This is a genomic window from Actinomycetospora straminea (assembly GCF_028737255.1).
In the GTDB taxonomy this organism is placed as follows: Bacteria; Actinomycetota; Actinomycetes; order Mycobacteriales; family Pseudonocardiaceae; genus Actinomycetospora; species Actinomycetospora straminea.
In genome coordinates this window covers 118,364-138,623 of sequence record NZ_JAQZAN010000015.1, presented here as the reverse complement: position 1 = coordinate 138,623, position 20,260 = coordinate 118,364, and the positions used below count along the sequence as shown (strand labels likewise).

The window sequence follows — 20,260 nt, the reverse complement described above, 5'->3', positions numbered from 1 at the left end:
CGTCGATCAGCCCGCGTCGACGTCGACGCTGCCGCGCTCGACGGTGCGGTCGGCCGCGTGCCACTGGGTTAGCTGCTCACGACGCTGCTCGTCCTGGTCGACGTGCCCAGCAGCTCGAAGGGCGCCACGAGAGGTCGCGGAGGATGCCGCCCGACCAGACGACCGGCCTGCTTTCGCGCCAGGGTTGCGTGTGGCTTCGTGGTCGAGGCGTGCGACGGCGTGGCGGAGGTCGTCGAGGCTGCCGCAGAAGCAGTGGAACTGGTCGGGCGCGACCGCGTTCATGTGCGCGAAGTAGATCTTCGATAGCCGGTCCCACTCGGCCCGCTCCGCGGCCTCGCGGGCGCGCTGCTGCGCGCGGGTCTCGGCCTGGTCGGCGGCGGTCATCGCGACCACCGCCCGCGCTCGGCACCGTCGACCGCGGCGCCGAGCCCGGTACCGCCCTGTGCCGTTGTGCTGTCGGGGGCCGGCTCAGGAGGTGCGTCGTCGCGGGCGCTGGCCCACCACCAGGCGATCGACGTCGCGGCCTCGACCCCGGGCACCGGCGTCGCACCCGACGGCGCGCCAGCCCAGCCGGGACGGGTCTGGTGGCGTTCCCGGGAGCAGGATCCGGCCGCGGTCTTGAGGCGGCGCACCACGCCAGGGCGTTGCCGGTCGTGCCAGTCCCCCGCCAGCTGCACCGAGGCGCCGCGGCCCTCGTAGGCGGCACGCCACGCGTACATCAGCCAGAGCAGTTCCTCGACGACGTCGGGGTGCCAGAGCCAGCACTCGGGCAGCACCGCGACCCCGTCGGGGTAGCGCAGGAACACCGCCTGCAGCCACCGGCACAGCTCCTCGAGCAGTCGCGCTAGCGCTTCGCTGTCGGTGGGTGCGGTCAGCCATGACGGCGCGACGGTCGGGCCTGGCCGGGCCGGGGTGGCTGCGAACGCGTCGGCGAGCTGGGCGACGGTGCGTGCGAGGTCGTCCACCCGAGTCGGGGTTCCGAGCAGGGCGTCCAGTCCGCGGCGCAGGCCGTCCACTTCTCGGGCCAGCCCGGCCAGGGCCTCCACTCGGGCGAACTCGCCGTCGCTAGGTCCGGCCTGGCCGGGCGGGCGGCGGGTCACCGACCCCACCCCGGTCCGCTGGAACCGCTCCCGCTGTCGCCGGTCTCGTGGGAGGAGTCGAGATCGGCGCCGACATCAATGGCGCGGTGGTCGTCGTCGTGCCACCGGAGCAGATGCTCGCGCCGCTCCTCGTCCTCGTCCGGCACGCTCTCGACCGCCTCTGCGGCACGTGCGGCGCGCAAGTTCTCGAGGCGTTGGCGCAGACGCTCCGGGCCGGCAGGGGCGTCGGCGGTGTCGCCGGGTCGTCCGTCGAAGGCGGTCTCATCGGCTCGGTGAGCGAGGGCAACCTGCTCCTCGTCACGCCACTCCGCCGAAGCGAGGGGGTCGGGCTGTCCGTGTTCGTCGACCGGGAGGTCGTCGAGCGTGTCATGGGTCGGGAGCGGCGCGAGCCTGTCCACGGCCTGGAGCCGGTAGTAGTCGGCCCAGGCGTCGGGGTCGGAGTCGTGGGCGCGCTCGGAGAGCACGGCGCGCTCCTGGGCGTCCTGGAGCGCGTTCTCGACCGGGGTTAGCGGGCGCGGCGTCCAGCCCGGCGCTGGCGGGAAGTGCTCGCGTAGGTAGGCGGTGCGGGCGGCGGCTTCGGCTTCGGAGGCCGGCTCGCGCCAGTCGCGATCGCCGTACTCGGCGGCCGGGTTGTAGGGCGAGGTGCCGTCCGGGCGACTGTCGAGGTAGGCCGTGTGCCGCTCGGCTGGCCACCGCAGCGCCGCCTGCGGGCGGTCGGGTTGCTGCTCTGGCTGGCTCATCGCACCCACCTCTGGTCATTGCTGTACGGGTGGTCGTGCTCGCCGAGCACGGGCGGGACGACCGGGTCGACGTCGATCACCAGCGGTGGCCGTTCGTCGGAAGGCGGGCGCGATGCCGGCACGCTTGTGCTGCCGCGCCGGGTGGTCATTCGCCGCCACAGCACCGCCCCGCGAGCCCGCCACGTGGTCCGTCGTGGGCTGGCGAGCCGTCGTAGCACCGCGGTCAAGCCGACCTCGGCCCACGCTCGGGCCCGCTGCTGCCGGCCCAGCCAGCCGACCGCGGGCTGCGCGCGCAGGGCGCGGACGTCGCTGCGGGTCCACGCCATACGGGCCCGCCCGATCACCGGGGCGATACCCCGCCGGTAGACGACGACCTTCCCGGCCGGGAGGTTCGCGATCTGCGCCGGCGCGAGCACCGGCACCTTTCGCACCGACCGCGACGCGACCCGACCGTGAAGGTCGGTGGTGGTGATGCGCTCGTCGCGCTCCCCGGCCAGGGTCGCCCAGAACTGCAGGTCGGCCTGGTCGCGGGTGCCGCCGAACAGCATCACCGAGCCGGTGTTGTTCAGGATCGTTGCGGTCTTGTGCTCCCCGTATCGCGCGAGGAGCTGGGCTCTCGACTGGAACGGGGCGATGATCGTGACCCCGCGCCCGCCCATGTCGGCGGTCCAGTTCTCCAGCGGCACCGGACTGATCAGCGCCGCCTCGTCCAACGCCAGAAGCAGCGGCGGATCGAGCCGCCCCGCCTGCTTCGCCGTGGCGAGGCGGCGGGCCTCACGGGCGATGTGCCCGGTGAGTGCGCAGACCAGGGGGCCGGTGTCGGCTTCCTCCGCACCGAGCAGGAACACCGTCGCCTGTGACTCGAGCAGAGCTTCGACGTCGAAGGGCTGGTCGGTGGGTGCGGCGGCAGCAGCGGCGTCGGGATGGTTGAGCCACCCCAGGGCGGGCATGATCGAGTTGGTGATCGAGGTACGGGTGCGGTCGTTGGTGGTGACGAACTGCTCGGCCGCCTTATCGAAGGTCTCCACCTGCGAGCGCCGCAGCAGCGCCGGGACCTCACGGGAGGCACGGTCGTTGTCGGCCACCCAGCCGAGCACATCGCGCATCGACCCCCGCCCGAGTGCGGCGGCGTGCAGCAGTGCCGCGAGTACCCGCCGTGCCTGGGCGTCCCACCGCTCCGCGTCCCCATGCGAGGCGCGGGAGGTGGCGGCGACCATGTCGGTCGCGCGCTCCATCGCCGTTACCGGGTCGGCACATCCGGTTAGCGGGTCGAAGCTGATCGTCGACCGCAGCCCGCCCAGCCCGACCGGGTTGAACACGAACACCGGCCCCCGGTTCCGTTGCCGGATCGGGGCGCAGAGTTCCAGCAGGTCGGTGCGGGTCGAGGTCACCACCGCGGCGCCGGGGGCGTCGAGGATCCGGCCGGCCAGCCAGCCGGTCTTGCCGGTACGCGGGCCCCCGAACACCAGGGTCACGTCCTCGACCGAGGACCACACCCGCTGCAGCCCCACCCGGCACAGCTCCACCCCCACCGCCGAGGTCGGGGTCGCCCACCCCTCGCGGCGGGTCAGCGAGCCCAGCGACGGCCGAACGGTTCCCGCGCGCCGGCGGGTCGCCACCGTCCCGGCGTGCCGGGCCACGTCCAGGCTGGAGGCGACGCCCGCGCGGCGACGCGACCGCGCCGACCAGCGAGACACGATCGAGCGGCTGCGCGACCAGCGGTGCCAGGCAACCAGCGCGAGCACCGCGCCGGCCACGAGCAGCGCCGGCCACGACAGCGCTTGGATCAGGGTGGTCGCCGGGAGACTCGCCAGCGCCCCGAACAGCAGCGCCTGGCGGACCGCGCCGCGCATCATCGACACCACGACCGCTCCAGCCAATAGCGCCAGGATCAGCACCGTCGCGATCACCGCGACCACCCGCCCCGGGTCCGCGAGCCGTCACCGGCATCGGCGAGCCAGTAGCCCCCGGCGGCACGGGCGAGCTGGAAATGCACGCCCTCCCCGGCGATCCGGCGCGCCCAGCCCTGCGCGGCGTCGTCGGTCATGGGCTCGTCGGTCCGCCCGGCCACGACGCCGTCGATGATCAGGGCCCACGTGATCGGACCGCCACAGGGCGCTTCGCCGAGCTCGAGCCCGAACAGGTGGCTGGCGACGTCGGCTCGGACCAGTTCGACGCCCAGCAGCAGCGGCATTGTCGGTCCGGCGCCGCGGTGTGGTGTCCCGCTCGAGGTTCGGCGGCTACTCATCGCGCTCTCCCTCCTCGTCGTTCCGCCATGCCTCGAGTGCCGCCGCGCGGCGGGCGCAGTCGGCGAGGTGGCCTGCCTCCTGGTCGTCCGGGTGGGAGGCGAACGGGCCGCTGTCGCGCACCCGGCCACGGCAGGTCGTGCAGGCCCACACCGCCGAGTCCGGCGCGGTGCTCGCCGTGGGAGCCGGCGGTCGGTGCTCGATGAGCCACTCCCATGCCGCCTCCGCACGGGTGGTCTCGACCGAGTCCTCGGGAAGCTCCAGGGCCCGACCGACCGCGTCCCAGCTGTGGCCAGCACCGCGGGCCCGCAACGCCCAGTCCCGCAGCGCACCCGCCGCGACGACGGCGACGAGCCGTCCAGCCCGCACACCGGCAAGCGGGTCGGAGAGCACAGGCCGGGACACCCCGTGGAAGCCCTCGATCGGCTCCTGCTGCTCGGTCGTGTCGAAGGCGATGACCGCGACCCGACGCACGTGCTCCCGCGTCGACCACGCCGCCCGCTCGCGCCGGCTTACCTCGATCGCGCTCACCGAGGATCACCTCGGCCCGACGCGACCTCCTCGCGAAGTCGGGACACCCAGCGGTCGACGGTCCGTACCGTCACCCCGCACTCGTGCGCGATCTCCGGGTGCGAGCGCCCGGCGTCGAGGAGTGCCTGCCACCGCGGAGTGTCGGCCTTGGCGAGGCTGTCCGCCGACCGCACTCGGCGACGCTCCTGCTCCGTGAGCCCTCCTGCGATGCCGTGCGGCAGCCGCAGCAGCGCGTCGGCGAGGCAACGGTCGCGGACGAGGCAGACTCGGCACACCGCCTTCGCCGCCGCTACCTGCTTGCGCACGAGCGGCTCGCCCGAAGACTCCGGGAAGAACAGCTCCGGGTCCACTCCGCGGCAGGCCGCCTGACCGCGCCAGTTCGAGTCAGCCATCGCTGCTCACCAGGCCCTCGACGGGCGTCGCCCCGTCGGCATCGGCCGCTGACGCGTTGACGCGGTGGTGACGCGCCGTGGCGAAGCGCAACGACGCACCGAGCTCGTCGACCTCCAGCTCGATCACCTGCCGACGCTGGCCCTCGGCGGTCTCGAACGACCGCTGCCGTAGGCGGCCCACCACGACGACGCGGTCGCCCTTGCCCAGTGACTCCGCGGCGTTCTCCGCGAGCGGACCCCATGCGACGCACCGCAGGAACAGCGCGTCCCCGTGGACCCACGAACCGGATTGGCGGTCGAGGCGCCGCGGCGTCGAGGCAACCGTGAAGCCTGCTCGTGCCGCCCCGCTTGGCAGGTACCGCAGCTCCGGCGCCTCGGTCAGGTTCCCGACGAGCGTCAATGTCGTCTCGTTCATCTTGGTGCTCCTCAAGAGGTGATCAGCTGCGTCCGCTGCACAGCTGGTGATGGGGGCCCGCCGGTCGGCGGGTGCAGGCGCTCCCTCCTGCCTGCACCCCGCTTCGGGGCGCCGCGGGCCGTCGAGGTCTCTCGGGTCAAGGGACGGACGCAGTCCGGCCGCGCAGCGGCGCCATCGGCGCCCTTGAGGCGGGAGGAACGCCCGCTCACGCTCGGTGGGCTCAGTTCGGGCGCCGCCGGACGGCGGCTCGACATCGCTCCTCGGCCCCGCGGCCTTGAGCGAGACCGTTGGAAGCCGAAGGCGAGCGCCTTGACCGTTAGCCGTCACTCGGTGCCCCTGGCTCGCCCGACAACGCTGGAGTCGTCGCTTGATCCACGGCCGACATGAAGCCGCCGATAGCTCCCGGTAGGCCCTGGCCGATCGGAGTGCCGATGAACAGCACCAAGGCAATCAGCGAGAAGACGACGGCCCCGGCGGCCGACCTGGTCTTGGCGCAGATGAACGCGCCGAGGACGGCTCCAAGGATCAACAGCCCGACGCTCGGCATCAGGACTCCCGCGCGGGTTTCGCCGGGACCTGGACCCACGCGGCAGCGCTAATGACGCTCTGCTCCGAGATCGCAGTCTCGATCATGGCGTCCAACGCCTGAGCGGGGACGATCAGGCGACCGCGGATGCGGACCGCGGGGAACTCATGGGCGCGGATCGCGCGGTAGAGCGTCACCGGTGCGGTGCCGATGAGCCGCGCTGCCTCGGGAACGCTGTAGAAGCGACGAACTCCGACCGAGGCGGAGGCAGGTCGGGCTGAACTTGTGGTCACGGCTGGCTCCTGACTGAAACGACTGCGCCCTGCGGGCCTGTGCGGCTAGCGTCAGAGCGGTCGGGAGCGAGGACCCGGAAGAAAATTCCGGGGTTGTTCAGCGACCTCGGAAGAAGGTGATCGTCATGCGCGGAATGACCGAGACGATGACCATTGGCGAGCGAATCGCGTTCTACCGCCGGCGACGGGGACAGTCACAGCTGGTGCTGGCCGGCTTGGTAGGGCGTACCGAGGACTGGCTGAGCCGCGTCGAGAACAATCGGATCGAACTCGACCGCTTGTCGGTGATCCGTCGGTTGGCCGACGCCCTGGACGTCGCCATCGGCGATCTCGTCGGCGAGCCCACACTCCTCGACTGGACCGACGACAGCGGCGTCAACACCGTGCCCGCGCTACGCGCGGCCCTGATGGACTACAGCCAGCTCGCTCCGCTCCTCGGGGCCAGCAACGCCGACGACGAGCCGGTCAGTCTCGACAACGTGGAGCGGGATGTCGCCTCGGCGTTCGAGGCCTACCAGGCGAGCCGGTACGCGTACGTGACGGCGCGCGTCCCGCTCATCCTCAAAGACGCCCTACGGGCCACCCGCACGGCCGACGTCGAGGACTTCGGCCGGGTGCAAGGTCTACTCGGGCTCACCTACCAGGTCGCCGTCTCCGTGTTGACCAAGCTCGGGGAGACCGACCTCGCCTGGATCGCCTCCGAGCGCGGGCTCACCGCCGCACAAAGGTCCGGCAATCCCGTTGTTCTTGGATCGCTCTTTCGATCGGTCACCCACGCCCTGCACTCCACGGGTCGGTTCGCAGCCAGCGTCGACCTCACCCGCGCCGCGGCCGACCTCCTCCAGCCCCAGCTCGGTCCTCGGGCTGATGACGCCCTGCTCTCGGTCTACGGAACGCTCTTCCTGACGGGCGCCGTCGCGGCGGCTCGCGCCGACGACCGCGCCGCCGCCCTCTCGTTCCTGGACGAGGCTCAGGAAAGCGCCAGCCGGCTCGGGCGCGACCAGAACGCCATGTGGACTGCGTTCGGGCCGACTAACGTGGCGCTCCACCGAATGACCACAGCCATGGAGCTGGGCGACGTCCAGATCGCCGTCGACCTCGCCCCTCGGATCGACGCGTCCGCGCTACCCGTCGAGCGTCAGGTCCGCCACGCGATCGAGACTGCCCGGGCGTACACGGCCCGGAGCCGTCGCGACGATGCCCTGGGTGTGCTCCTCCAGGCCGAGCAGCTCGCGCCCGAGCAGATTCGACACCACGCGATCAGCCGCCAGCTCGTGCTGAGCTGGCTGCGCAACAACCGCGGCGCCCGTAGCGTCGCGTTAGAGCAGCTCGCGAGCCGTCTGCACCTCGCCTGAGCCGCCGCATAGGCTCGATGGCGTGACGGACCCGAGCGACAGCTTCGCGACGCCCCGAGTAGCCGCCGGCGCCCTGTTCTTCGACGACCAGGGGCGGGTCTTGCTCGTGCACCCGACCTACAAGGACACCTGGGACATCCCCGGGGGCTACGTCGAGCGCGGTGAGTCGCCGGCGGCGGCGTGCCGGCGCGAGATCGCCGAGGAGCTCGGCCTCGACCGGCCCGTCATCCGCATTCTCGGCATCGACTGGGCTCCGAACGGCAACGAGGGCGACAAGCTGCTGTTCCTGTTCGACTGCGGCTCCCTCGGCGCCGACGAGCACCGAATCAACCTCGACGGCAGCGAGCTTGATGACTGGCGGTGGGTCGGCATGAACGATCTCGACGACCTCGTCATCTCCCGCATCTCCCGGCGCATCCGCGCGGTGGCCGACGAGGGCGCTACCTACCTCGAGCATGGCGAGCCGACGATGGCTGCCGAGACTGCGGACTCGACGTAGGGACTCTCAAGCCGGGCCTCGGTCAGCCGGGCTGATCGCCGAACAGCCAAGCAGCGCGAGCTGGCCGTCGAGAAGGTGCAAGCGGGTCTCTCCAATGCTGAAGTGTTTGAGGAGGTGCGCGTGCCCTCGGGCCACACGATGAACCACCTGTTCGTGCTGGAACCCGCCCAGTGGGCGCTGCGGGGCGACCCCTTTCTATGGCGCGAGCTTCGAACGCGCGGGCGCCGGGTTCCGTTCCCAAGCGCTCTCGAGGACGTGGCTGGTCGGCTCCGTCGCATGATCAGTGAAGTGATCGAGCAAGACTGGGACGGTGTCCGCGGTCATGAGTACGTGTTCCACCCGGTGCTCGCCCACGGCGGGACGTCTAGCTGTACTGACCACAGAGGTTGGTGATGCGGGAGGCGGGTGGGTGGCCTCCGAGTGAACCGCCCCGGCGTGTCCGGAGACCAGTCCGTCTGAGGAGATCTGGTCATGACACGTCGGTCCCAGCCGCCCTATCCGCCGGAGTTGCGGGAGCGGGCGGTGCGCATGGTCGCCGAGGTCCGGGCGGACTACGAGTCGCCGTGGGCGGCGATGAACGCGGTCGCGGAGAAGCTCGGGATTGGCACCGGAGAGACGGTGCGCAAGTGGGTCCGCCAGGCCGAGATCGATGGCGGAGCCCGGCCCGGGACCACGAGCGAGGAGTTCAACGAGCTCAAGCGCCTGCGTCGGGAGAACGCCGAGCTGAAGCGGGCCAACGACATCCTCAAGGCGGCCTCGGCTTTCTTCGCGGCCGAGATCGACCGGCCACCGCGACGCTCGTGAGGTTCATCAACGAGCACGCCGCCCACACAAGCTGTGGGCGGCGATGGGGCGTCGAGTCGATCTGCGACCAGCTCGTCGAGCTGGGTGCACCGATCGCCCCGTCCACCTACTACGACGCCCGCCGCACCCTCGCCGAACCGTCGCCGGCCGCGCAGCGAGACGAGCAGTTGACCGGCGAGGTGGCCCGGGTGCACCGGGAGAACTACGGCGTCTACGGCGCCCGCAAGGTCTGGGCCCAGCTCAACCGAGAGGACATCCCGGTCGCTCGCTGCACCGTGGAGCGACTGATGCGCGCCCAGGGCCTGGCCGGCGTGCGCCGCGGCCGCCGGATCCGCACCACCATCCCCGGCGACCAAGCGCGCGCCCGCGACCTGGTCGGACGCGAGTTCAACCCGCCCGCGCCGGACCGGTTGTGGGTCGCGGACTTCACCTACGTCGCGACCTGGTCAGGGATGGTCTACGTCGCGTTCGTCCTCGACGCCTACTCCCGGCGCATTCTCGGCTGGCGGGCCGCCACCAGCATGCGCACCAGCCTGGTGCTCGACGCTCTCGAGCAGGCCGTCTGGACGCGCCGCCAGGAAGGCATCACCGAGCTCGGTGGGCTAGTGCATCACTCCGACGCCGGCAGCCAGCGCAGATTCAACTGGTCGTCGCAACACCAGCTACTGGGCCGACAGTAGGTGATCTTGGAGGGCTTCGCCAGGGGTGCGCCAGCCGAGGGTCTTGCGGGGTCGCGTGTTGAGCGCGGCGGCGACGGCGTCGAGCTCGTCGCGGCCGTGGCGGGACAGGTCGGTGCCTTTGGGGAAGTACTGGCGCAGCAGCCCGTTGGTGTTCTCGTTCGTGCCGCGCTGCCAGGGACTGTGCGGATCGCAGAAGTAAATCTCCAGGCCGGTGTCGACCCGCAGCGCGACGTGCTGGGCCATCTCCGCGCCCTGATCCCAGGTCAGCGTCCGCCGCAGCGCCTCGGGCAGCGTTGTGATTTGGGCGGCGATGGCATCGCGGACGGCTTCGGCGCCGTGCCCGGCCATCGCCGGCCCGTTCTTGGTCCTCGAGCCGTCGTGCCCGGGCATTGGGGGCAGCTCGAGCAGCATCGTGAAGCGGGTCGCGCGCTCGACCAGGGTGCCGATCGCGGAGCTGCCCAGCCCGAGGATGAGGTCGCCTTCCCAGTGTCCGGGCACCGCCCGATCCTCGACCTCGGCCGGCCGCTCGCTAATCATCACCTCCGGGGTGACGAACTTCTTGCCCCGCCCGCGCACCCGGGCCCGGGGCACCCGCAGCACCCGCCCGCTGCGCAGACACGCGGCCAGCTCGCGGCGCAGCGCCCCGCGTCCCTGCACGTAGATCGACTGGTAGATCGCCTCGTGGGAGACCCGCATGGACTCATCGTCGGGGAACTCCACCGGCAACCGATGCGCGATCTGCTCCGGACTCCACGCGGTGGCCCACCGCCGATCCTGACGCGGCCCGTGTCGACGCTTGCGCCACGGCACCTGCGGACCCGCGATCGGGCGCCCGTCAGGGGCGGTGACCCGGCCGGCGAGCCGTTCGGTCACGTACTCGCGCAACCGGTCGTTGCCGGCGAGCTTGGCGGCCTTGGGGCGGCGGGCCTGCCGCTCGGCGTGCCACTGCGCCACCGAGGCCCGGTAGTCCATCCGCCCGCTGCGGGTGGCGGCGTTGCGGCGCAGCTCGCGGGAGATCGTCGAGGCGTCGCGCCCGATCGCGCGGGCGATCTCGCGCACCCCGAGCTGCTGGGCCCGCAGCAGCGCGATCTCCTCGCGCTCGGCGAACGAGAGATACCGGCCGAGGGGCTCGTCGAGGGTGAGCGGCGGCATCCCGCCACCGTCACGGAACCACCGCGAGCCGACCGGGACCGACACACCGCAGCCCAGCGCAGCGTCTTCGCTGGACAGACCCTCAGCGATCAACCGCCAGAACCGTCGCTGCACATCGCGCTGATTCGCCGGCGGCCGACCCGGCGACTGCATCGGCGCCCGTCCCGCCCGAACTGACGCGCGTCCTCGTGCTCGTCCTGCTGCCACAACACCCTCCTCGACCAGGGTGTTGCGACGACCCCTTGAACCCGAGCAGTACACCTCGATCGCCTTCACCGAACGCCTCGCCGAGACCGGTGCCGCGCCCTCGGTCGGCTCGGTCGGCGACGCCTACGACAACGCTCTGGCCGAGTCGACCATCGGCCTGTTCAAGACCGAGCTGATCAAGCCAAGAGCGCCCTGGCGGACCGTCGAACAGGTCGAGATCGCCACCCTCGAGTACGTCGACTGGTTCAACCACCGCCGCCTGCACAGCACCGCCGGCGACATCCCACCCGTCGAACTCGAACACGCCCACTACCGTCAACGCCAAGCTCAACCCGAGCCCGAGCACTCAAGCCCATAGCTCTCCGGACACGCCGGGGCGGTTCATACCGCAGCTCGTCGCGCGGGTTGGTCGACACCGCAGCGAGCGCTGCAGCGTGGAGCGAGATACCGGCGTGGGCGGCGCGGTCTCCCAACGCGCGGAAGCCTTGGGCACCTGTCAGCCCGTGCGCGTCGGCGATCATCCTTGCCGCTCGCTCGACGTCGCGCTCGTCCTGCCGCTCATGCGGGTTCTTGCGTGCCATGTCTGTCCTTCCTGGCCGCCTCGGCAGAAGGGCGTCGGGACGGCTGGTGCCAGCAACCCTCAGCGGCGTCGATGTCGACCGGGTAGTGCGTGCGTCGCTCGTGGTCGTCGTCGCCGCGTCCGGGTGGATCGCGTAGAGGTGTCCGTGCAGGGTCGACTGCTCCGGCGTCGGTGGTGGGTCCATCAGCAGCTGCTCGGTCGGTTCGGTCGAGAGCACGGCGAGTGCTGCCGCGTGCAGCGACACACCCGCTGCCGCAGCGCGGTATCTCAGCGCCTTGACACTGGCCTCACGAGCGAGCCCGGACGCCAGGGAGAGCATGAACTCGGCACGACAGATGTCCCGACGTTTCTGCAGATCGTGCGGGTGATCGGACATCATGGTTCTCCCGGAGGATGCGGCAACAGCGCCGCTCGGCCCCCGGACGAATGCCACCGTCGACGGGACGATCTCGACTGCATCCGTGGGAGACCGGCGAGCAGGTGATCGCTTCAGGCCGAGGACGCGCCGAGTTCGTTGCAGGTCCGGGCGACGCTGTCCCACATGTGTCGTGCCAGGGGGTCGTCGGCCATCCACTTGTCCGCGTGAGCTGCGGCGGTCGTGTCGCCGTTGGCGGCCAGGACGTGGAGCTCGACGAGACGGTCGCGATCCAACCACTCGGTGGCTTTCGTGTTGTCGGTACTGGTCATTTCCGTTCCCTCGCTCATGATCAGAGAATTGATGTCGTGGTCGGCGCGAGCGTGCCGGGGAGCGCCGGTTGCGTCCGCCGAGTCCCCCCACGGTGCGGCGGACGCAACCGGGCCCTGAGCCGACGCCGATGTGGTCATCGGTGTCTGCTCGGGCATCCACGCGGACACGGCGCTGCGGCCGGGTACCGGTGGGACGGTGGTGGTCGGGGCGGTGTCGTGCAGGCACGCGGCTTGATAGACGGCGAACAGCTCGTCGAGGGGCGCCTCGTCGAGGGCCGCGAGCACCGCGGGGCGGTGCAGTCCGACGAGGAACAGCTCGCAGCTGTGCGCTCGAGTCGTCGAGGTCAGCCTGGCGAGGGTGGTGACGAAGCTGGGGTAGGCGTCGCCGAGGGCCGACAGGTCCACGGTCAGCTCGGCGATGCCGCAGGACAGAAGACCCTCGGCCGATCTGCGCAGCGAGGCTGCGGCCAGATCATCTCCGAGGCCATCGACGCTCAGGTGCGCGCTCGCGTGCGATCTCCGGGTGACGTCGTCAGGCGTCGTCATGGCTCGACGCCGACCGTGCCACCGTGGAAGCGGCCGCGACGCGGCCATGGATCGAGCATGGGGGGACCGGCAACTCTCTGGGGCGCCCGATGCTCCCCGGGGGCCGTACTACCGAAGTCCGCCAGCCCTGGTGGTCGATGGCGATGCCCGCAGCTGCCGTCGACGGTGTCAGGTGCTCCTCTCCGCGCACAAGGGCGGCCCGACAAGTGGTGCCGTTGTTGGGCCGGGTGGCGGTGCGTCTCGCGGACCTCCAGCAGATGGCCGGGGTTTGAGGGCCGGGTCGGCGGGGCCACGGGCGCGCCGGCGGATCTGAACCTCAGTCTGGGCGCATCCCTGGACCGTTCTCCTCCGCGAGCACGGCGACGAGCGCGTCGTAAGCAGCCCCGACGAGAGCGAGGCGGTCGATGAGGCGACCGGTGTCGACCTCCGCCTCGACAACGGTGCGGCCGTCCGTGAGCAGGGTGATCCGTGTGCGCATCCCCAGGGGCTGGACCCGGGCGCAGCGCCCGTGGGCGTCGAAGACCGATCCACCACCGTCGTCGGAGAACGACGGCGCGGGAGCGCTTCCCCGACGTGCGTGCGCAGACCACACGGCGGCGCTGAGCGCCGTGGCCGACTCCGTGAGGTCGAGAGGTGTGGCCGGGCGGCTTCCGCGGACTCCGCCCGGCGACACACCGGTGATCAGAGCGGCCGCACCGAGTCGGCCTGCAGACCCTTCTGGCCCTGCGAGACGGTCAGGCTCACGCGCTGGTTCTCCTCGAGCGAGCGGTAGCCGCCCGACTCGATGGCGGAGTAGTGCACGAAGACGTCCTTGCTCCCGTCATCGGGCGCGATGAAACCGAAACCCTTCTCGGCGTTGAACCACTTGACGGTTCCTTCGATCACAGTATTCCTCTTCTCGGTCGCGCGGCCGCCGCAGGGACCTGCCGTCGGCATTGCCGGTCGCTGCACCGAGGTCATCCCGACGCGCGCAAGCCGTTGTCGTGTGGTCCGGCGCGCAAAGCGGGGAAAACAGGACTGCAACGATTCGAGACTACACGGCGCGCCGTCAACGGGCTCGGAAATCACTCCAGCAGCTCACGAGGTGTCGGCGCCCCCGCGGCATATCGCGGTGGGACGACCGGAGCGGCGCGCCGACGGCGTGCAGGTGGCGCAGGACCTGCCCGTAGGAGTCGAGCGCGCCGGTCCGGGTGTAGGGCAGGTCGTGCTCGGCGCAGAAGGCGGCCACGAGGACCTGGGCGCGCCGCAGGTTCGGTCGCGGCATGGCGGGGAAGAGGTGGTGCTCGACCTGGTGGTTGAGCCCGCCGAGCACGTAGTCCACGACCGGCCCGCCGCGCACGTTACGGGCGGTCAGGACCTGCTTGTGCAGGTGGTCGAGGCGCCGGCCGGGTTCGATGATCGGCATGCCCTTGTGGTTGGGCGCGAACGCGAGCCCCATGTACGTCCCCCACACACCCTGGTGCACGAGGGCGAAGACGATGGCCTGCAGCGGCGTGAGGACGAGGAACAGGGCCGTGAGGTAACCGACCGCGTGGACCGCGAGCAGTGCCAGCTCGAGCCGGCTGCGGGGCACCTCGCCGCGCAGAGCGGCCTGCGCCGAGGTGATGTGCAGGCTCCAGCCCTCCAGGAGCAGCAGCGGGAAGAACAGGATCGCCTGGTGGGCGACGGTCCACCGCACCAGGCCCCGCCGCCCCGCGACCTGGTCGACGCTGAAGGCCAACACCGGGATGTCGATGTCGGGATCCCCGTCGGCGTGGTTGGGCTGGGCGTGGTGGCGGTTGTGCTTGCCCACCCACGCGCCGAAGCTCATCCCGACGAGACAGCCGTGCAGGTACCCGACCACGTCGTTCGGTCGCTTCCGGCCGAAGATCTGTCGGTGGCCGGCGTCGTGGCCCAGGAAGGCCAGCTGGGTGGAGACCAGGCCGGCGAACACCGCGGTGAGCATCTGCCACCACGACGACCCGAGCACGACGAAGGCCGCGACACCCAGGGCCGCGAGGAAACCGTTGAGGGCGAACAGACCAAGGTAGGCGCCGCGGCGCCTCTGCAGCAGCCCGGCCTGCTTGACCGTCCGCACCAGCTCCGGGAACAGGTCCTGAGGTGGAGCGGGGGTCGCGCCGATCGACGATTCCCTGATCACGGCCGTCGAGTGCGCTCCCGTGCTCTCGCCTTCGGGGGGCTGGGCCGTCGCCTGCCGTGGGCTGGCGGCTGCCTGCGCATCGACGGGCTCGAGCGCCGGCTCGCGTCGGAGGTGCGGGAGGGACGCGGGCGGTGCCGGCGTCACGGCCGGGCACCGCCGGGCAGCGACATGCGGGCGATGGTGGCGAGGACGCCGGCGTACTGCCGGTGCAGCGGCCCGCTGGTGTACGGGAGCCCGTAGCGCTCGCACAGGGCGCGGACCGCGGGGGCGACCTCGGCGTAGCGGTTGGACGGCATGTCCGGGAACAGGTGGTGCTCGATCTGGTGCGAGAGGTTGCCGGTCATCAGGTGCAGGAGCGGGGAGCCGTCGAGGTTCGCCGAGCCCAAGAGCTGGCGCAGGTACCACTGGCCGCGGGTCTCGCCGTCGAGCTGCTCCTCGGCGAAGGTCTCCGCGTCGGCCGGGAAGTGACCACAGAAGATCACCGCGTGGGTCCAGACGTTGCGCACCACGTTGGCGGTCAGGTTCGCCGCGAGGGTGGTCGGCGCCGACAGCCCGGACAGCAGCGGCCAGCGGACGTAGTCCTTGGCGATCTGGCCTCGGACCTTGCGCCAGAGGCCGCCGAGCTCGGTGCGGGCCTGCGCCCAGGGCTTGCGGCCGGCTGCGACCTCGTCGAGCTCGATGTCGTAGAGGGCGATGCCGTACTCGAAACCGAGCGCGAGCCCCGCGTTGATGAGCAGCTGCACGAGGTGGTGCGGTTTCCAGGGCTGGTCGGGGTCGACGCGCAACGTCGCGTAGCCGATGTCGCGGTCCTTGCCCAGCACGTTGGTGTACGTGTGGTGCAGGTAGTTGTGGGAGTGCTTCCAGCCGTCGGCCGAGGACGCCGAGTCCCACTCCCAGATCGAGGAATGGATTTCGGGGTCGTTCATCCAGTCCCACTGCCCGTGCAGGACGTTGTGGCCGATCTCCATGTTCTCCAGGATCTTGGACACCGAGAGCACGGCCGTCCCGCCGATCCAGGCGGGCGGCAGGACCGAGACGAGCAGCAGGGCGCGCCCACCGGTCTCGAGGCCGCGCTGCACGGCGATGACGCGCCGGATGTAGCGGGCGTCGTCGTCGCCGAGGTCGTCCATCACGCCGCGGCGGATCTCGTCGAGCTCGGCGCCGAGGGCCTCGACGTCAGCAGTCGAGAGGTGCGCGGTCGTCGGGGTCGTGGCCGTCGTGGCGCCGGCAGGCGGTGCGGCGACCGTGACCGGCCCTCCCCACGGGCGGTCCTCGACGACGGGACGATTGGTCGGGGTCGTCGGTGCCAGGGTGGTCGAGCTCAAGTGGCCTCCGTGGCCTCGTGGTCGTCGTGTCCACCGGCCCTGCGTGGGCCCGGGGAGGCGAGGAGCACGGGTCTGGGCACCAGCTCGCCGAGCGGTCGGGTGTCCGGCCGCAGCACGTTCGCCCGAGGGATATCCCGTTCGCGCGATCCGCACGCGTCGCGGAGGGGTAGCGCACAACCGGCTCCGCCGGCGACCCGAAGGGTGAGAGCGATGTGCGTGCCGTCGGCGCCGGCGTGGACGGCGACGTCGTCGACCAGCGAGCGCATCTTGGCCGAGAACACCACGTAGACCCCCGCCGACGGACGACGAGGCCCATCCGCGTCACGCCTCGCCTCGCCACCAGCGCCGACCGCGCCGGCTCCGGCAGGGTTTCGTCGTCCGCACCGATCGGCCGAGGGAACGCCCGGAGCCGGACTCGAGGTGGGGCCACCTGGTCGACGATCGCCCGCTGACATCGGGGCCTCTCCGTGCCACGGTGGCGACGACGAGAGGTGAGCGGAGATGAGCAGGCGGGTGACGGTTCTCCTACGGGGCGGGCACGAGATCGTGCTGCAGGGTGTCGAGGACGAGCACGCGGAACAACTTCTCCACCGTCTTGCCGAGTCCTTCGAGCAGAGCGAACCGACGGGCTCCACGACGACGCCCGACGGCACCTTGATCCGGCACTCGGAGGTGGTCGGCGTGCGCGACTCCAGCGAACAGGCACTGAGCAATCGCTCGGGTCGACGCACCTGACAGCCGCAGAACCAGCGACGCCCCGGGACCCGCCGCCGAGGCCGCGCTCGACGCGGCCTCCGCGTCGGGCGACCGGCACTCCACGGCCGAGCTCCTGGCGGACACCATCACGAGCACACGGACGACGTGACGTGCACGGTGTGCCCGCACCCCTGGCCGGACCGAGTCGATGTCGTGGCTGAGGGTCCGTCTAGCCGACCTCACCAGCATCGTCCGGCCGGGGTCGTGACCCTGCGGATGCACCCGCCTGGAGCGAGGCAGGGAACCCTGTCGTTGCGGCGGCAGTGGTGAGTGGGTCGGCTCAGTCGCCGACTCGATAGAGGGTCAGAGCGATGTGGGTGCCGTCCGCGCCGGCGTGGACGGCGACGTCGTCGACCAGCGTGCGCATCATGGCCAGGCCTCGCCCGCGTGTGCCGGGTGCGGCCGTCGGCTGCCAGTGGCCGTCGTCGCCCACGGTGATGACCAACCCGTGGTCGAAGGGACGGGCCGCCAACGTCATCACTCCGCTGACCGACGCCCCCGCGTAGGCGTGGTCACAGCAGTTCTCCAGCGCCTCGGAGGTGGCCAGGACGAGATCGTCGATGACGTCGGCGTCGAGGTGGTCCCCGTCGAGCCACTGTGTGAGGTACCGGCGCAGGACCCGCACCTGAGCGCCGTGGGCCGTTGCGGTGATCCGCAATGGCTCGGGCCAGCGCGGCACGGTAGCGGCGCCGCGGCTGTCTGTGGTCGGCATGGTGCGTCCGGGTGCCCGACACGACCGCCCCGGCAACCCGACGGTGAGCGAGCGCTCAGCCCGGCCCGGCGTTGCCGGGTCCGGGTGCCCGGGGCAGGTCAGCGCGCGGGAGCGAGGTCGAGGACTTCATCGAAGCCGGCCCGGAGGTCCTCGAGGAACGCGTCCGGGTCGGTGATGGCCGCCGGGTCCAGGGTCACCGCGATACAGCAGGTGTCGCCGTGGGAGGTCAGCGTGATCATCGCCGCGCCGCCCGGCAGCGGCGCGAACGCGTAGCTGCGCACGATCTGCGCGCCCGCCAGGTACGCAGGCCCCGTCATGCCCGGAACGTTGCTGGCCTGCAGGTCGTTCGCGCTCGTCGCCCCGCCCTGGATCAGCGCGAGCAGCGGCGACGGCAGCACAGCCAGCAGCGGCGCGATGAGACCGAGGCCGTCGACCACCCGCTCGCCGGTGGTCCGCCGGACGACCTCCCGCACGTGCCGGATGCGCACGACGGGGTCGGCGTCGCCCAGGGGCGCCGCGAAGCGCGTGCCGGCCCAGTGGTTCCCGCCGACGGGGTCGTCGGCGTCCCGGGTGTTCACCGGCATGCCCATCGCGAGGTGCTGCGGGATCGCGCCGAACCGCTGGTGGTAGCGACGCATCCCGCCGAGCAGAGCGGCCAGGTACGCGTCGTTGAGCGAACCGCCCGCCGCGCGCCCGGCGGCCTTGAGCGCGCCGAGGTCCACCTCGAGCGCCTCGAAGCGGCGCTCCAGGCTCCGGCGGCGCAGCAGCGGCGACCGGGGCACCACCGGCCCGACAGCCGCCCGCAGCGCCGACCCGAGGAACGCCGAGCCGTCGGAGACCGTGGCCAGGGGCCGCGTGAGGAGCCGCCCGAGCAGGCCGGCGCCGGCGGAGACCAGGTCCAGCGTCTGGGTCGGCACCGCCGCGACGGCCCGCGCCGCCTGGCTCACGGTGAGCCCCAGCCTCGAGGGGCCGTGCCGGTCGGGCTCGGGGTGATCGGGGAGGTCGGTGTGCTCGCGCACCCCGCTGTGCAGCATGCGCAGGATCTGCACCAGGCCCAGGCCGTCGGCGACGGAGTGGTGCACCTTGAGCACGTACCCCGCCCGCCCGTCCGCGAGCCCGGTGACGATCTTCGCCTCCCACGGGGGGCGCTCGCGGTCGAACGGGGTCAGGGCCATCGACGCCGCGAGGTCGAGGAGCTCACGGCGCCCGCCGGGTCGTGCCACCTGCGCGCGGCCGAGGTGGTGCGAGAGCGCGAAGTCCGGGTCGGGCACCCAGGCCGGCGTGCCCCAGTCGCCCCACGGCTCCAGAACGCGCTCGCGCAGGCGCGGCACGAACCGCGTCGCCCACTCGTGAGACGCGACGACCCGGTCCCAGTCCGGCTCTGTGTCCAGGACATCGAGGACGACGACCGGCGACCGCAGGCGCGGGTCGACCTCCGCACGCCACATCATGGTCTCGAGCGGGTTCAATTCGCTCGAAGTGCGGACCACATCGCCGGTCCCGCTCGTCATGCCGTCCCTCCGGGCCCGACTGCCACAGGCCGGTTCAGCGTAGGCCCCACGCCGGCACCCCTCACCGGCCATCGCGCGGGCCACGTGACCCATCGAGCGGCGCGAGGGAGCGGCCGGTCGAGCGGGTCATGTCGCGGGTCTCGCGGACGTCGTGAGAACGGCCTCTCCGTCGACAGGTGGGGGGTACTGTCGAGGACATCGAGGAGCTCCACGCCGAGAGCGATCATCGCCGGCCTCCTCGACGCTCTCCATAGCGGTCGCTGGGCGGCCTGGAACGGGGGCACCGACCGATGTCGGAGCCACGAGACAATCACGACCCTGGATCGAGTACCGAGCACGGCAGCGACGCCGACGACGATGTCCGGCTCGAGCTGAAGCCGAACATGTCGCGCGCGGGTCATGTCGACGGCGGCTGGTGGCCACGCTCGCGGGACCTCCGGGTGGAGTTGCCCGCACTCCTGGCCGCGATCAGCGCACAACTGGGTCCCCGGGTCGGGCCAATCGCGCGCATCGGTTTCGGAGCCGCGCAGTGGCACCCCACCGGGCGGCAGCGGCTGGTCACCCCCACCGGCCGGGTGGCGTTCGACGGGTTCGCGGACTTCGACGCCGACCTCATCTGGGTGGCCAGCCGTGCGACGACGCACACGCCGCTCGTGCTGCTGGTCGTTCCTCCGGAGACACGGCGTGCCCACGCCACCGCCACCCTGAGACGGGCGAGCGCCGCCGACAACACCGACCTGCCGGCCGCGCTGCTCGAGGAGCAGAGGGCCCCCGACCAACCAGCCGAGCGCGAGGTGCTGCCGGCTGGTGCCGCCCACGCCGTTCTGGAGGTCATGCCATGAACGACTCTGGCCCGAGCGCATCCGAGGATCGGCTGCCGTCGCACCGGCCGGTGCCCGAGACCTGCTCGGTCTGTCCCCACCCCTGGGCGGCACATGACGCCCTGGGTGCGCGGTTCTGCTTGGCGACCATCGCATCGGTGCAGACGCGCGGATGCATCTGCCGACCATGACTCCTTCAGTTCACCGGTAGTCCTCGCGATCCGGCACCGTCCCATCGATCA

The 20,260-nt window shown here is 71.7% G+C and carries 22 protein-coding genes and 3 pseudogenes; 7 read left to right on the top strand and 18 right to left on the bottom strand.

What is annotated here, in order from left to right; genetic code table 11:
- Positions 1-6 precede the first annotated feature (6 nt).
- From PH190_RS20330 to PH190_RS20285, 10 genes are all read right to left on the bottom strand, one after another.
- Entirely contained in the window at positions 7-384 is a 378-nt protein-coding gene (locus PH190_RS20330; protein WP_274233345.1) for a hypothetical protein, read from the bottom strand.
- A complete protein-coding gene (locus PH190_RS20325) occupies positions 381-1,100 on the bottom strand; it encodes a hypothetical protein (RefSeq protein WP_274233344.1) in 720 nt (239 codons plus the stop codon). The genes PH190_RS20330 and PH190_RS20325 overlap by 4 nt, the downstream gene beginning before the upstream one ends.
- Positions 1,097-1,849 carry a hypothetical protein gene (locus PH190_RS20320; RefSeq protein WP_274233343.1) on the bottom strand — a complete coding sequence of 251 codons (753 nt, stop codon included), beginning with the start codon at positions 1,847-1,849 and terminating at the stop codon, positions 1,097-1,099. The genes PH190_RS20325 and PH190_RS20320 overlap by 4 nt, the downstream gene beginning before the upstream one ends.
- The gene (locus PH190_RS20315) at positions 1,837-3,750 is read right to left on the bottom strand and encodes a type IV secretory system conjugative DNA transfer family protein (RefSeq protein WP_274233342.1); all 1,914 of its coding nucleotides are present in this window, start codon (positions 3,748-3,750) and stop codon (positions 1,837-1,839) included. The genes PH190_RS20320 and PH190_RS20315 overlap by 13 nt, the downstream gene beginning before the upstream one ends.
- On the bottom strand, positions 3,747-4,034 hold the full coding sequence (locus PH190_RS20310) for a hypothetical protein (RefSeq protein ID WP_274233341.1): 288 nt from the start codon (positions 4,032-4,034) through the stop codon (positions 3,747-3,749). The genes PH190_RS20315 and PH190_RS20310 overlap by 4 nt, the downstream gene beginning before the upstream one ends.
- Before the next feature lie 46 nt (positions 4,035-4,080).
- The gene (locus PH190_RS20305) at positions 4,081-4,617 is read right to left on the bottom strand and encodes a hypothetical protein (RefSeq protein ID WP_274233340.1); all 537 of its coding nucleotides are present in this window, start codon (positions 4,615-4,617) and stop codon (positions 4,081-4,083) included.
- Complete coding sequence (locus PH190_RS20300) at positions 4,614-5,009, bottom strand: WhiB family transcriptional regulator (protein WP_274233339.1); 396 nt, start codon at positions 5,007-5,009, stop codon at positions 4,614-4,616. Before PH190_RS20300 ends, PH190_RS20305 begins: the two co-directional genes overlap by 4 nt.
- On the bottom strand, positions 5,002-5,424 hold the full coding sequence (gene ssb / locus PH190_RS20295; protein ID WP_274233338.1) for a single-stranded DNA-binding protein: 423 nt from the start codon (positions 5,422-5,424) through the stop codon (positions 5,002-5,004). The genes PH190_RS20300 and ssb overlap by 8 nt, the downstream gene beginning before the upstream one ends.
- A gap of 316 nt (positions 5,425-5,740) precedes the next feature.
- Positions 5,741-5,971, bottom strand: coding sequence for a hypothetical protein (locus tag PH190_RS20290; protein ID WP_274233337.1), 231 nt, complete (start codon positions 5,969-5,971; stop codon positions 5,741-5,743).
- Positions 5,971-6,243 carry a helix-turn-helix domain-containing protein gene (locus PH190_RS20285; protein ID WP_274233336.1) on the bottom strand — a complete coding sequence of 91 codons (273 nt, stop codon included), beginning with the start codon at positions 6,241-6,243 and terminating at the stop codon, positions 5,971-5,973. Before PH190_RS20285 ends, PH190_RS20290 begins: the two co-directional genes overlap by 1 nt.
- A 125-nt stretch (positions 6,244-6,368) precedes the next feature.
- Between PH190_RS20285 and PH190_RS20280 the strand changes: the two genes are divergently transcribed.
- The 3 genes and pseudogenes from PH190_RS20280 to PH190_RS20270 all read left to right on the top strand — a co-directional run.
- Entirely contained in the window at positions 6,369-7,598 is a 1,230-nt protein-coding gene (locus tag PH190_RS20280; protein ID WP_274233335.1) for a helix-turn-helix domain-containing protein, read from the top strand.
- Between the two features lie 22 nt (positions 7,599-7,620).
- Positions 7,621-8,097 (top strand): NUDIX domain-containing protein, encoded by a 477-nt coding sequence (locus PH190_RS20275; protein ID WP_274233334.1) that lies wholly within the window; start codon positions 7,621-7,623, stop codon positions 8,095-8,097.
- Between the two features lie 471 nt (positions 8,098-8,568).
- Positions 8,569-9,533, top strand: a pseudogene (locus PH190_RS20270) (IS3 family transposase); the annotation flags it as partial.
- Between the two features lie 7 nt (positions 9,534-9,540).
- On the opposite strand, the pseudogene PH190_RS20265 reads toward PH190_RS20270, so the two are convergent.
- Positions 9,541-10,886: pseudogene (locus tag PH190_RS20265) on the bottom strand (IS30 family transposase).
- Between the two features lie 100 nt (positions 10,887-10,986).
- On the opposite strand from PH190_RS20265, the pseudogene PH190_RS20260 reads away from it, so the two are divergent.
- Positions 10,987-11,298: pseudogene (locus tag PH190_RS20260) on the top strand (integrase core domain-containing protein); the annotation flags it as partial.
- 711 nt (positions 11,299-12,009) lie between these two features.
- On the opposite strand, the gene PH190_RS20255 reads toward PH190_RS20260, so the two are convergent.
- The 5 genes from PH190_RS20255 to PH190_RS20235 all read right to left on the bottom strand — a co-directional run bounded on the left by PH190_RS20255 (position 12,010) and on the right by PH190_RS20235 (position 16,218).
- The gene (locus PH190_RS20255) at positions 12,010-12,753 is read right to left on the bottom strand and encodes a hypothetical protein (protein WP_274233333.1); all 744 of its coding nucleotides are present in this window, start codon (positions 12,751-12,753) and stop codon (positions 12,010-12,012) included.
- 316 nt (positions 12,754-13,069) lie between these two features.
- Positions 13,070-13,231, bottom strand: a complete 162-nt coding sequence (locus tag PH190_RS20250) for a hypothetical protein (protein WP_166659673.1) — start codon at positions 13,229-13,231, stop codon at positions 13,070-13,072.
- 203 nt (positions 13,232-13,434) lie between these two features.
- Entirely contained in the window at positions 13,435-13,638 is a 204-nt protein-coding gene (locus PH190_RS20245; RefSeq protein ID WP_243741417.1) for a cold-shock protein, read from the bottom strand.
- A 163-nt stretch (positions 13,639-13,801) separates the two neighbouring features.
- Positions 13,802-14,893 (bottom strand): fatty acid desaturase family protein, encoded by a 1,092-nt coding sequence (locus PH190_RS20240; protein ID WP_274233332.1) that lies wholly within the window; start codon positions 14,891-14,893, stop codon positions 13,802-13,804.
- A 140-nt stretch (positions 14,894-15,033) separates the two neighbouring features.
- Entirely contained in the window at positions 15,034-16,218 is a 1,185-nt protein-coding gene (locus tag PH190_RS20235; RefSeq protein ID WP_274233331.1) for a fatty acid desaturase family protein, read from the bottom strand.
- Positions 16,219-16,719: 501 nt separating this feature from the next.
- Between PH190_RS20235 and PH190_RS20230 the strand changes: the two genes are divergently transcribed.
- Positions 16,720-16,953: a hypothetical protein gene (locus PH190_RS20230; RefSeq protein WP_274233330.1), complete on the top strand. Its 234-nt coding sequence runs from the start codon at positions 16,720-16,722 to the stop codon at positions 16,951-16,953.
- A gap of 301 nt (positions 16,954-17,254) precedes the next feature.
- Here PH190_RS20230 and PH190_RS20225 read toward each other — a convergent pair whose 3' ends face one another.
- Both PH190_RS20225 and PH190_RS20220 read right to left on the bottom strand, forming a co-directional pair.
- Positions 17,255-17,686 (bottom strand): ATP-binding protein, encoded by a 432-nt coding sequence (locus PH190_RS20225; protein ID WP_274233329.1) that lies wholly within the window; start codon positions 17,684-17,686, stop codon positions 17,255-17,257.
- Positions 17,687-17,784: 98 nt separating this feature from the next.
- Complete coding sequence (locus PH190_RS20220) at positions 17,785-19,197, bottom strand: wax ester/triacylglycerol synthase domain-containing protein (RefSeq protein WP_274233328.1); 1,413 nt, start codon at positions 19,195-19,197, stop codon at positions 17,785-17,787.
- A 290-nt stretch (positions 19,198-19,487) separates the two neighbouring features.
- On the opposite strand from PH190_RS20220, the gene PH190_RS20215 reads away from it, so the two are divergent.
- Both PH190_RS20215 and PH190_RS30870 read left to right on the top strand, forming a co-directional pair.
- Positions 19,488-20,039 carry a DUF5994 family protein gene (locus PH190_RS20215; RefSeq protein WP_274233327.1) on the top strand — a complete coding sequence of 184 codons (552 nt, stop codon included), beginning with the start codon at positions 19,488-19,490 and terminating at the stop codon, positions 20,037-20,039.
- A complete protein-coding gene (locus tag PH190_RS30870) occupies positions 20,036-20,209 on the top strand; it encodes an RGCVC family protein (RefSeq protein WP_420791681.1) in 174 nt (57 codons plus the stop codon). Before PH190_RS20215 ends, PH190_RS30870 begins: the two co-directional genes overlap by 4 nt.
- Positions 20,210-20,260 lie beyond the last annotated feature (51 nt).

What these genes read in the sequence shown, in the direction of transcription:
- PH190_RS20250 (WP_166659673.1), bottom strand. Translation starts at nt 13,231, where the DNA reads ATGCGCACACGGATCACCCTGCTCACGGACGGCCGCACCGTTGTCGAG.
- PH190_RS20280 (WP_274233335.1), top strand. Translation starts at nt 6,369, where the DNA reads ATGCGCGGAATGACCGAGACGATGACCATTGGCGAGCGAATCGCGTTC.
- PH190_RS20330 (WP_274233345.1), bottom strand. Translation starts at nt 384, where the DNA reads ATGACCGCCGCCGACCAGGCCGAGACCCGCGCGCAGCAGCGCGCCCGC.
- PH190_RS30870 (WP_420791681.1), top strand. Translation starts at nt 20,036, where the DNA reads ATGAACGACTCTGGCCCGAGCGCATCCGAGGATCGGCTGCCGTCGCAC.
- PH190_RS20230 (WP_274233330.1), top strand. Translation starts at nt 16,720, where the DNA reads ATGAGCAGGCGGGTGACGGTTCTCCTACGGGGCGGGCACGAGATCGTG.
- PH190_RS20290 (WP_274233337.1), bottom strand. Translation starts at nt 5,971, where the DNA reads ATGCCGAGCGTCGGGCTGTTGATCCTTGGAGCCGTCCTCGGCGCGTTC.
- PH190_RS20255 (WP_274233333.1), bottom strand. Translation starts at nt 12,753, where the DNA reads ATGACGACGCCTGACGACGTCACCCGGAGATCGCACGCGAGCGCGCAC.
- PH190_RS20220 (WP_274233328.1), bottom strand. Translation starts at nt 19,197, where the DNA reads ATGACGAGCGGGACCGGCGATGTGGTCCGCACTTCGAGCGAATTGAAC.
- PH190_RS20215 (WP_274233327.1), top strand. Translation starts at nt 19,488, where the DNA reads ATGTCGGAGCCACGAGACAATCACGACCCTGGATCGAGTACCGAGCAC.
- PH190_RS20310 (WP_274233341.1), bottom strand. Translation starts at nt 4,034, where the DNA reads ATGCCGCTGCTGCTGGGCGTCGAACTGGTCCGAGCCGACGTCGCCAGC.
- PH190_RS20225 (WP_274233329.1), bottom strand. Translation starts at nt 17,686, where the DNA reads ATGCCGACCACAGACAGCCGCGGCGCCGCTACCGTGCCGCGCTGGCCC.
- ssb (WP_274233338.1), bottom strand. Translation starts at nt 5,424, where the DNA reads ATGAACGAGACGACATTGACGCTCGTCGGGAACCTGACCGAGGCGCCG.
- PH190_RS20300 (WP_274233339.1), bottom strand. Translation starts at nt 5,009, where the DNA reads ATGGCTGACTCGAACTGGCGCGGTCAGGCGGCCTGCCGCGGAGTGGAC.